This window comes from Vibrio sp. 10N.261.46.E11, from assembly GCF_041472735.1.
GTDB lineage: Bacteria > Pseudomonadota > Gammaproteobacteria > Enterobacterales > Vibrionaceae > Vibrio.
Genome location: NZ_JBFRQW010000064.1, coordinates 1 through 10,020, shown reverse-complemented (window position 1 = coordinate 10,020; position 10,020 = coordinate 1). Strand labels below are relative to the sequence as shown.

Sequence of the window (10,020 nt, the reverse complement as noted above, 5' to 3'; positions counted from 1 at the left end):
TCCTTTCTCAAGCTTCAAGCTCGATTCTTGCTCAAGCGAAGCAAGCTCCGAACTCGGCACTTAGCCTACTAGGTTAATCGGTTGAAAGGCCACGTTAATGAAAGATGTTAACGTTTGGCTTCCACAAATTAGCTCGTGGTGAGAGATGAGCGCTAAACAGACCCAGCTTCGGCTGGGTTTTTTATTGGTTGTTATATAACTAGGGCGGTATTGATCCATTGTTTAGCTTAATCGGAGTCGTTGGTTGTCATCTCAGAATCGAGCCGAGCGAGATATCAGAGATCTGCTGTTTGTTAAAATTCACAAGTGTAATTTGATGTATAGGTGAAATGCCTTGAATAGCGCTTAACAACGTTTAGTAAAAATCTAGGTCCGATAGCAGGGGATAAACGGTCAGTGTGGTTGTCATTGGTTGAGGGAGCTAAGAGAAGGGGTGTGATAGTCAGTAATGCCTATCTGAGGTATTGAACAAATATAACAAGCACAAAAAACGCCACCCTTAGGTAGCGTTTTAATTAAAGCAGATAAGTAATCGGGATTACTTAGTTACTTTAAGAACTGGAGTTTCGCCAACAGTTACAGAACCAGAAAGCTTGTTCAGCTCCTTGATTTCGTCCATGTTAGAGATAACAACTGGAGTCAGCGTAGATTTCGCTTTCTCTTCTAGAAGCGCTAGGTCGAAAGTGATGATAGTGTCACCAGCTTTAACAGATTGACCTTCTTCAGCTACACGAGTGAAGCCTTCGCCTTTAAGTTCAACAGTATCGATACCGAAGTGAACGAAAAGCTCAATACCGTCGTCAGACTCGATAGAGAATGCGTGGTTAGTTTCGAAGATTTTACCGATAGTACCGTTAACTGGAGCTACCATTTTATCGCCAGCTGGTTTGATAGCGATGCCATCACCAACGATTTTTTCAGCGAAAACGACATCTGGCACGTCTTCGATGTTTACGATTTCACCAGAAAGAGGTGCGATGATTTCGATTGCACCAGCATCAGCGCTGTCATCAGATACAAGCTTTTTCAGTTTGTCAAACAGACCCATTGTGTCATGCTCCTAACGTTTAGTTTTATTCTGTAGAATATACTATACCAATCTAACAAATTAGACGACTATTTTTAGCCGTCTAACTTCATTAAGCTCTTGGTGATTACTGAGTTTTCTCAGCGATGAACTTTTCTACACAAGCTTCAATTTCTGCAGCTGTAGGTAGAGATAGTGCTTCGTCAGCCATAGCTTTAACTTCAGCGAAGTTAGAGTTACGGATTACTTTCTTAACTTTAGGGATAGAGATACCGCTCATAGAGAACTCATCTAGACCCATACCAAGAAGAAGTAGAGTTGCACGCTCATCACCTGCTAGTTCGCCACACATACCTGTCCATTTACCTTCTTTGTGAGAAGCATCGATTACTTGCTTGATAACAAGAAGAACCGCTGGAGATAGTGGGTTGTATAGGTGAGAAATCATTTCGTTACCACGGTCTACCGCAAGAGTATATTGCGTTAGGTCGTTAGTACCGATAGAGAAGAAAGATACTTCTTTCGCTAGGTGGTGTGCGATTGCAGCTGCTGCTGGAGTCTCAACCATTACGCCGATTTCGATTTCTTCATCGAAAGCTAGGCCTTCAGCGCGAAGTTCAACTTTGTACTCTTCGATTGCTTTTTTCAGTTCACGGATCTCTTCAACAGAAATGATCATTGGGAACATGATGCGTAGTTTACCGTGTGCAGATGCACGTAGGATACCACGTAGTTGGTCACGTAGAATTTCACGACGATCCAAGCTGATACGTACTGCACGCCAGCCTAGGAAAGGGTTCATTTCTTGTGGAAGGTCCATGTATGGTAGGTCTTTATCGCCACCGATATCCATAGTACGGATAATCACTGACTCGCCTTCCATTGCTTCCGCTACTTCTTTGTAAGCAACGTATTGCTCTTCTTCAGTAGGAAGTGCAGTACGGTCCATGAATAGGAATTCAGTACGGTACAGACCAACGCCTTCACCGCCGTTACGCAGAATACCGTCACAGTCTTTTACTGTACCGATGTTGCCACAAACTTCTACACGGTGACCGTCTAGAGTTTCAGCATGTAAGTCTTTTAGTTTTGCTAGTTCAACAGCTTCTGCTTCAAAATCAGATTTGATTTTCTTAGCTTCTGCTAATTCAGCGTCAGAAGGGTTGATGATGATCTTGTTGTTCATCGCGTCTAGCACAAGCATATCGCCGTTTTTAACTTGCTTAGTGATATCGTTAGTACCAACGATAGCTGGAAGCTCAAGTGAACGTGCCATGATTGAAGTATGAGATGTACGACCGCCGATGTCACAAGCAAAACCAAGAACGTAGTCTAGGTTGATTTGTGCCGTTTCAGATGGCGTTAAATCGTAAGCAACTAGGATAACTTCTTCATTGATATCTGCTAGAGATACAATGTTGATGCCTAGTGCATTTTTAACGAAGCGAGTACCGATATCACGGATATCAGTCGCACGTTCTTTTAGGTACTCATCATCAAGCGACTCAAGTGCAACAGCTTGCTCTTCGATCACTGTGTAGATCGCGTTGTCTGCGTGCATTTTGTCTTTCTTGATGAGTGCTAAAATCTCTTCTTCTAGCTCTTCATCTTCAAGCAGCATGATGTGGCCTTCAAAGATTGCTTCTTTTTCTTCGCCAAAAGTTTCAAGTGCTTTTTGCTTTACAACTTCAAGTTGTTGAGAAGATTTGTTACGAGCGTCAAAAAAACGCTGAACTTCTGCTTCAACTTGATCGTCTGAGATAGATTGAGTGTTTAGGACAATTTCATCTTCTTGAAGTAGTAGTGCTTTACCGAAAGCAATACCAGGAGATGCTAGGATGCCTGAAATCATAGCCTTACCTTAGTTGTTCAACTGTAAACGGGAGAATGTGTGACTTTAAGTCGTCGACTAATGTCGCGCTTATTGCTATCTATTTCGAGTTGCTATCTATTTCGAACAAAGCCACTTTGCTGTGCAAAATGGCTTTGAAAGAAGGAGACCGTATTAGTGTAGTTGATCCATAAGAGCAACTAGGTGGTCTACAGCTTGCTGAGCTTGAGGGCCTTCAGCTGAAATAGTAACGTTAGTACCTTTTACTAGGCCTAAAGTTTGTAGTTTGAACAGGCTTTTCGCGCTAGCGCTTTTGCCGTTAGAAGTCACTGTGATGTCAGCGTCGAAAGATTTTGCTTCTTTAACAAACTGTGCAGCTGGACGAGTGTGAAGACCGTTTTCTGCTGTGATTTCTACTTGCTTCTCGTACATTTTATATACCCCAATTAATTTATTTTTTGTAAGTTTGTAACCAGATTTAGCTTAACTGCTTTAGCTCAAATGCGCTAGAGGCTAGTACGCCATGTTCGTGTTAGAACTTAGACTGGTTATAAATTTTTATCCAGCCATGGTCGTCTTTTGTTGAGTACTCATGACTTTCAGAATTTGTTTATTGCTTCTTTTATTTTGAAGCGAAAAATAAAACAGACCCGATATTACCAAAGGTGAGGCAGGGATCAACAAAAAAGCCCCTAAATGGGGCTTTTTTGGACGAAAAATTGATTTGACCACATATTATTGTTGGTTCTCTTTTTCCGTAAAGATACCAGCAAATAGGGCCGTACTAAGGTAACGTTCGCCCGAGCTTGGTAGTACAGTAACGATAGTTTTCCCTGCAAATTCAGGCAGTTCCGAAATTCTGTTTGCTGCTACTACTGCTGCACCAGATGAGATGCCCGCTAGGATACCTTCTTCTTTCATTAGGCGTTGAGCCATCTCAATAGCTTCTTCAGAAGTTACTGACTCTACACGGTCAATAATGTCTAAATCTAGGTTGCCAGGAATGAAACCTGCGCCAATACCTTGGATTTTGTGTGGTGCTGGTTTGATTTCTTCACCTGCAAGTGCCTGTGCAATCACTGGAGATTCTGCTGGTTCAACAGCTACAGAAGTGATGGCTTTGCCTTTTTCACCTTTAATGTAACGACTTGTTCCAGTGATAGTGCCACCTGTACCTACACCGGCTACAAACACGTCGATCTCACCATCTGTTGCTTCCCAAATTTCAGGGCCAGTTGTCTGTTCGTGAATTTGTGGGTTCGCTGGGTTATTGAATTGCTGTAGTAGTAGGTATTTGTCTGGGTCTGAAGCAACAATCTCTTCAGCTTTAGCAATCGCGCCGTTCATACCTTTTGGTGCTTCAGTTAGCACTAGGTTTGCGCCAAGAGCTTTAAGCAGCTTACGACGTTCTAGGCTCATTGATTCAGGCATTGTTAGTGTTAGCTTGTAACCGCGCGCTGCAGCAACAAATGCAAGAGCAACACCTGTATTACCACTGGTAGGCTCAACAAGCTCGATACCTGGCTTAAGCGTACCTGCTTTTTCTGCTTCCCAGATCATGTTTGAACCGATACGACACTTAACGCTGAAGCTTGGGTTACGAGCTTCGATCTTAGCTAGGACGTTACCTTTGCTTACTTTGTTTAGGCGGACTAGAGGTGTGTTACCAATCGTTAGGGTGTTGTCTTCGTAGATCTTGCTCATGCGATATTCCTTCATTTAATGACAGAACTAAACGTAGTATATCTACCAATTTACCGTCTAGTGTCTTTCGATGTTTGTTCAGCTTGAATTTAGATTAAACAAGTTGAAAAAAAGGTAAAAGGATTAAAAAGTTATATCATATAGAGATGTCGCAGGATTCACGTCTATCTTTATTGAAATCAGAACTTCAAAAAAATAGACGTTGTTAGAGCTGGCTGTAAAACATAGACGATAGCTATAGACGAGATCGTAGGGCTTGGTCTTTAAATTCTGCAACCCACATTGCAGTAGCGCCGCAAACGGCAACTGGCATTACAATCAGGTTTAAAATTGGAATGGTAGTAAACACAGAAACAAGTGCGCCGAAGCTGTAGCTCTTACCTTGTTTTTGTTTCAAATTATTTCTCATGTCATCGAACTTGATTTTATGGTTGTCGAATGGGTAGTCAGCGTACTGAATCGCTAACATCCATGCAGTGAAAATGAACCATAAAAACGGTGCAACAGTTTGGCCTAGCGCTGGAATTAACAAAAGTAGGAATAAACCGATCGCTTTTGGCAGGATATAGACAAGCTTGCGCCATTCCCTCGCTAAAATACGAGGGGTATCTTTTAGAGCATCGAGTAAACCATCGTCATTGATTTTTTTACCACTGAGCAGTTCTTCGACCTTTTCTGAGAGCAATCCGTTGAACGGTGCGGCAATAAAGTTAGCGAGTGTACTGAAGAAATACGAAAATGTAGCCAAAACGGTTAACACAAGTAGCGGCCATAAAATGTATGACAACCACGATAAGAAACTAGGCAATGCACCAATCCAGCCTTCAATCCAAGTGTTTAAGTTGGAGAAGATATAAAACAAAGCACCGCCAACGAGTAACACATTCGCGATAAGAGGAAGCAGTACAAACTTACGGATACTCGGCGATAAGGCAATTTTTATTCCGAAAATAAAATAGCCAAAGCCAGAGCGAGGAACAGATTCAATAGTCATATTTAAATTGGGTCACATGTGAATTTGGTTAAATAGCAAACATCTCTAGTGTACTCGACCGAAATTAAGAAAAAAAGCGTGGTGAAAATCACACCAAGTAATGAACTAATTGTATTAAGTGGTTCTAAAACAGTGGCTACTTTTGATAGAGTAGTGAGATTAGCCGAATTAACCTAACTTAGTGACAGCGTGTTTATAGCTAGTTGACTAAGAAAGCTGAGAGCGAAAAATGCAGGAATTGCGATTTGTACTCATTATTGTTGGCGCACTAGCTATCGCCGCATTATTGTTCCATGGTCTATGGACGAGTAAGAAAGAAGGGAAAGCAAAGTTTGGAGATAAGCCGCTTGGTAAGCTTGATAACGACAGCTTAGATGAAGCTGAAACGATCCCAAACCGTTCATTCGCTCCTGAGGATGATTTTGAGATAATCCGAAAAGAGCGTAAAGAACCGGATTTTGCTGTCTCACCGTCTGGGACGGATCCGCTGATTGACTCAGATCCATTGTCAGCGCCACAGCAAAAAGAAGCTCACGAAGACGAAATAGAATTGAATGATCTTCCTTCTTTCAGTGTTGAAGACCCGATCGAAGTTAAAGGTGAGCTTGAACAGGTTGAGGAAGAGAAGGTTGTTGAACCTGAAGTTCCTAACTTTGAATTGACTGACGAGCAAAAACAAAATCACGCAGGCTTTAAAGAGCAGTATGGTTCGTTTGAAGAAGCCTCTGATACGGTCGCTGATCCACTACTTTCTAGCGAAGGCTTAACGCCAAGCGAACCATTTATTGGGAAAGAAGTGGTTGCAGCACAAAGTGTTACTTCGGTTGAAGAAACTAAGTTAGATAAAGATGCTAACTTAGCAGAAGAAGCTCAGTTGGGTGACGAAGTTAATTTAGTTAACGAAAGTAAGTTAGATGAAAAAGCTCATTCAGATGAAGATCTTGGCCTTGAAGTCATTGTTCTTAATGTTCACTGTGCCGGGGAGATCCCATTTGTGGGTACTGAACTTTTCCGTAGCATGGAGAACAACGGCCTAGCTTATGGTGAAATGTCGATTTATCACTGCTTTGCACAAGCGAGCGATGAGCCAAAAGTTATTTTCAGCGTAGCAAATATGATGCAGCCAGGAACACTAGAACATGACGATCCTGCTGACTTTACCACAAAAGGTATTTCGTTCTTTATGACGCTGCCTTGTTATGGTCAAGCTGATCAAAACTTCAATGTGATGCTGAGTGCTGCACAGAAAATTGCAGATGATTTGGGCGGAAACGTATTGGATGAGTCACGTAATTTAATGACGCCAAATCGTTTGTCTGACTACCGTAAGCAAATCCGAGACTTTATGACGGCAGCTAACGCCTAGCCGTATTGTTTAGCCTTGTAAATAATCTATATTTATAGAAAAGGGCTCCTAAGGGAGCCCTTTTTGATGTTTCAATCACGACAGAGAAAGCTTTACTTACTAAGTTGATCCATCCCTAGAAATTAGCATGTGATGTTGGGCTAATTTCTACAACAGAACAAAGAACCGATTGGTAGTAGATAATGACAGAATTTAAGTTTAACAATAATCAACTCTCCACAATTCGAGATCTGGAAGTAGATGTTGATTTAAATACGTTAGAAGTTGCAATTAGCAATGGAAGTATTGATGAGCTGAGTGAAGATGAACTTCTAGGTTTACTGAAGGTTGCGAATGCTTTGTATCGTTCAGGTTTTCCTGTAATTGAAGATGCTCTTTACGACACCTTTAGAGAGGTATTTGCTCAAAATAGTCCAAATCATCCATATATTACTTCTGTAGAGTCCGAGGTAATGAACCTTGGTAAAACCGTGACTTTACCGCAAAAGATGTTGTCTACAGATAAGGCATATTCAAAAGAAGAAATTAAGAAATGGTTAGATAGAATCGTCAAAGCTGCTGTAGAGATAGGCCTTGATACTAAAGCTATAGAAATTAGAGTGACTCCAAAGCTTGACGGTTATGCTGCTTTTGATGACGGAGAAAAGCTTTACACACGTGGTGACGGTGTAAAAGGTCAGGACGTATCGAGAGCCTTTGAACGCGGTCTAAAAGTGGCTAAAAATGGAGATAGAGGCTTAGGCGCTGGTGAGATCGTTATCGACAAAGCTTATTTTGAAGAAAAATTAAGTCAATATTTTGAAAATTCACGAAACATACAAGCGGCTATAATTGCAGAAAAAAACGTTGATGAAAGAGTTCTAGAGGCAATTAAGGACGGCGCCTGCGTATTCTACCCATTTAGCCTAATTGATGACTGGATTGGCAGTCATGAGGACTTGATCGTTGATTTTGAAAAGACTATTGATAAGATCTGGAATGCGGTCGGTTATGATGTCGATGGCGTTATTTTGGAAGCTACAGATCCCCTTATAAAGGAACACATGGGGGCAACGAGAAAGTTTCATCGGTGGCAAATAGCCTTCAAAATTAACGATGAATCAGAAGAAATAGAAGTTATTAGTGTTACACCTCAAACATCCAGAACAGGTCGAGTTACTCCTGTAGCTGAGTTAGTTCCGACTCGAATTAGTGGTGCGACTATTAGTAGGGTAACGGTTCACCATTACAACATGGTTAAAACCAATGGCGTAGGCCCAGGCGCAATACTTCAAATTGTTAGAAGCGGCTTGGTGATCCCGAAAATAGAAAAAGTGATAAAACCAGCACCGCCTCAAATACCAGAGTCATGCCCTAGCTGTCAGTCTCATCTTCTTTGGGAATCCGATCACTTGGTATGTCCAAATAAAAGTGACTGTCCTGCACAAACAGAAAATACGTTGGTGCATTTTTTCAAAACCTTGGGCAACAATGACGGATTTGGCCCTAAAAACATCGAGAAACTAGTCAATCTCGGAGTTAATCATATTCATCAAATATATGATTTGAAACCGCATCACTTTGCAATGTATGGGTTTGGTGACAAGACATCTAAGAACCTATCTGATCAACTACAAGCAAGTAAAGATATTGAAATTGAAGACTGGCGTTTTCTTTCAGCATTTGGAGTAAGTCGTTTGGGGGGAGGCAATTGCGAGAAGCTTCTTCAACATTACTCATTGCTAGAGTTGCTTGACGCTACCGCAGAAAGCATTGCTAAGTTAGATGGGTTTGCGACAGTTAGCGCAGAAGCGATTGTTGAAGGTTTAGCTAACATTAAAGAAGAGTTTCTAAAAGTTTATGGTCTTGGGTTTAACTTAAGTATTACGACTAAGCATTCAGAACAAGAGGGTTCATCTTCACCAATAGCAGGGAAGATTATTGTTTTTACTGGCACAATGCTACAAGGGAAGCGCGGTGACATGGAAAAACATGCTAAATCACTAGGGGCGAAAGTTGGCAAATCAGTGACAAGTAAAACAACTTATCTAGTCGCTGGGGAAAAAGTCGGTGAAACGAAGATAAATGGCGCTAGAGATAAAGGTGTCGAGGTTATTTCGGAACAAGAATATCTTGATTTGATAAGTTAAGGATAGTAGCAAATGTAGTTAGCTGCCTATCGCTAAGTTTTTATAGACTTGAGATCGGCAGTTATAAATGAGAAATAACAAAAGGCTAGAATCTACAAAAAGCAGATTCTATATCTATTGAAGTATAAGCTATCTATAGAGCCATTGTCATACTTATCAATCTATAGCGTGATTATTTTTACGCCCAAATCATGTGCCTTTTTCATTTTAGAAGTAATTTCATATCGTCCTGTATTTCCCATAAACAAAAATGATGTTTGCTTACCAACAGTTCCCATGACAATGGCACCTTTACCCTCTAGCAAAGATTTTGCGTTAGCGCGAGAAATAGGAAGTGTGCCTGTAATAGCAACCTTCATATTTTCTATATCAATGGTACTTAGAACCTCATCTAACGTTGCGAATTCACGCTCCACTTCCTCTAGACAAATTTCCTTTGCACACTCACGAGCTTCTTCTTGTTTCAATCTGCGAGAGTTCCATTCGTCTAACTTTAGCTTTATGTATGGAAAATCTTGTAGTTGCAGTACGTTTTCATCGTGCATGAAGATAGTCCACTCTGAGCCTACATAGCGAATATCGCCATAACGAGTATCAATTGCTCGAATAGATATGCCATTTCGTGATAGTGCCAAAGGGACAACGTCTCGAGGCCCACTATCGGACCAAGGGTTATCAACTTTAATCGCATCTCCTGGTTTGATACCTAAAAGATCAAAGACTGTCATTTCATCATCCATATTTTGATAAGTAATTAGATTATAAAGAGTTTACAGAGGAATAATGAAACTTAGCCAAAAAATAAGGTTCATCGCGGATTAGCGGGAATTGAAAACAAAAACGGTAGTAAGTGATATGGTTTAGTCGCCAAACAAAAATCATACACAAACTACCGTTTTCATGCAGAATCATACTTTCCTATCTTCATTCTGGGAAGGCTTTCAAATAGTAAAGTCTCACCAGACAGCA

Annotated in this window: 8 protein-coding genes; 2 read left to right on the top strand and 6 right to left on the bottom strand. The window is 41.0% G+C overall.

Features of this window, described 5'->3' with window-relative positions; translation table 11 throughout:
* Window positions 1-538: 538 nt before the first annotated feature.
* From crr to cysZ, 5 genes are all read right to left on the bottom strand, one after another.
* A complete protein-coding gene (gene crr / locus AB4407_RS18795; protein ID WP_009847364.1) occupies window positions 539-1,048 on the bottom strand; it encodes a PTS glucose transporter subunit IIA in 510 nt (169 codons plus the stop codon).
* 106 nt (window positions 1,049-1,154) lie between these two features.
* The gene (gene ptsI, locus AB4407_RS18790) at window positions 1,155-2,879 is read right to left on the bottom strand and encodes a phosphoenolpyruvate-protein phosphotransferase PtsI (protein ID WP_009847363.1); all 1,725 of its coding nucleotides are present in this window, start codon (window positions 2,877-2,879) and stop codon (window positions 1,155-1,157) included.
* Window positions 2,880-3,032: 153 nt separating this feature from the next.
* Complete coding sequence (locus AB4407_RS18785; RefSeq protein WP_004734263.1) at window positions 3,033-3,290, bottom strand: HPr family phosphocarrier protein; 258 nt, start codon at window positions 3,288-3,290, stop codon at window positions 3,033-3,035.
* Window positions 3,291-3,593: 303 nt separating this feature from the next.
* Complete coding sequence (gene cysK / locus AB4407_RS18780; RefSeq protein WP_012604562.1) at window positions 3,594-4,562, bottom strand: cysteine synthase A; 969 nt, start codon at window positions 4,560-4,562, stop codon at window positions 3,594-3,596.
* A gap of 235 nt (window positions 4,563-4,797) precedes the next feature.
* Window positions 4,798-5,556, bottom strand: coding sequence for a sulfate transporter CysZ (gene cysZ, locus AB4407_RS18775; protein ID WP_372121615.1), 759 nt, complete (start codon window positions 5,554-5,556; stop codon window positions 4,798-4,800).
* Between the two features lie 229 nt (window positions 5,557-5,785).
* Here cysZ and zipA point away from each other — a divergent pair, with 229 nt between their 5' ends.
* Window positions 5,786-6,922, top strand: a complete 1,137-nt coding sequence (zipA, locus tag AB4407_RS18770; RefSeq protein ID WP_372121614.1) for a cell division protein ZipA — start codon at window positions 5,786-5,788, stop codon at window positions 6,920-6,922.
* Between the two features lie 182 nt (window positions 6,923-7,104).
* Window positions 7,105-9,051, top strand: coding sequence for a BRCT domain-containing protein (locus tag AB4407_RS18765; RefSeq protein ID WP_372121613.1), 1,947 nt, complete (start codon window positions 7,105-7,107; stop codon window positions 9,049-9,051).
* A 161-nt stretch (window positions 9,052-9,212) separates the two neighbouring features.
* On the opposite strand, the gene AB4407_RS18760 is transcribed toward AB4407_RS18765, so the two are convergent.
* Complete coding sequence (locus tag AB4407_RS18760) at window positions 9,213-9,779, bottom strand: BRCT domain-containing protein (protein WP_086049868.1); 567 nt, start codon at window positions 9,777-9,779, stop codon at window positions 9,213-9,215.
* Between the last annotated feature and the right edge of the window lie 241 nt (window positions 9,780-10,020).

What these genes read in the sequence shown, in the direction of transcription:
- ptsI (WP_009847363.1), bottom strand. Translation starts at nt 2,879, where the DNA reads ATGATTTCAGGCATCCTAGCATCTCCTGGTATTGCTTTCGGTAAAGCA.
- AB4407_RS18765 (WP_372121613.1), top strand. Translation starts at nt 7,105, where the DNA reads ATGACAGAATTTAAGTTTAACAATAATCAACTCTCCACAATTCGAGAT.
- crr (WP_009847364.1), bottom strand. Translation starts at nt 1,048, where the DNA reads ATGGGTCTGTTTGACAAACTGAAAAAGCTTGTATCTGATGACAGCGCT.
- cysK (WP_012604562.1), bottom strand. Translation starts at nt 4,562, where the DNA reads ATGAGCAAGATCTACGAAGACAACACCCTAACGATTGGTAACACACCT.
- AB4407_RS18760 (WP_086049868.1), bottom strand. Translation starts at nt 9,779, where the DNA reads ATGACAGTCTTTGATCTTTTAGGTATCAAACCAGGAGATGCGATTAAA.
- AB4407_RS18785 (WP_004734263.1), bottom strand. Translation starts at nt 3,290, where the DNA reads ATGTACGAGAAGCAAGTAGAAATCACAGCAGAAAACGGTCTTCACACT.
- zipA (WP_372121614.1), top strand. Translation starts at nt 5,786, where the DNA reads ATGCAGGAATTGCGATTTGTACTCATTATTGTTGGCGCACTAGCTATC.
- cysZ (WP_372121615.1), bottom strand. Translation starts at nt 5,556, where the DNA reads ATGACTATTGAATCTGTTCCTCGCTCTGGCTTTGGCTATTTTATTTTC.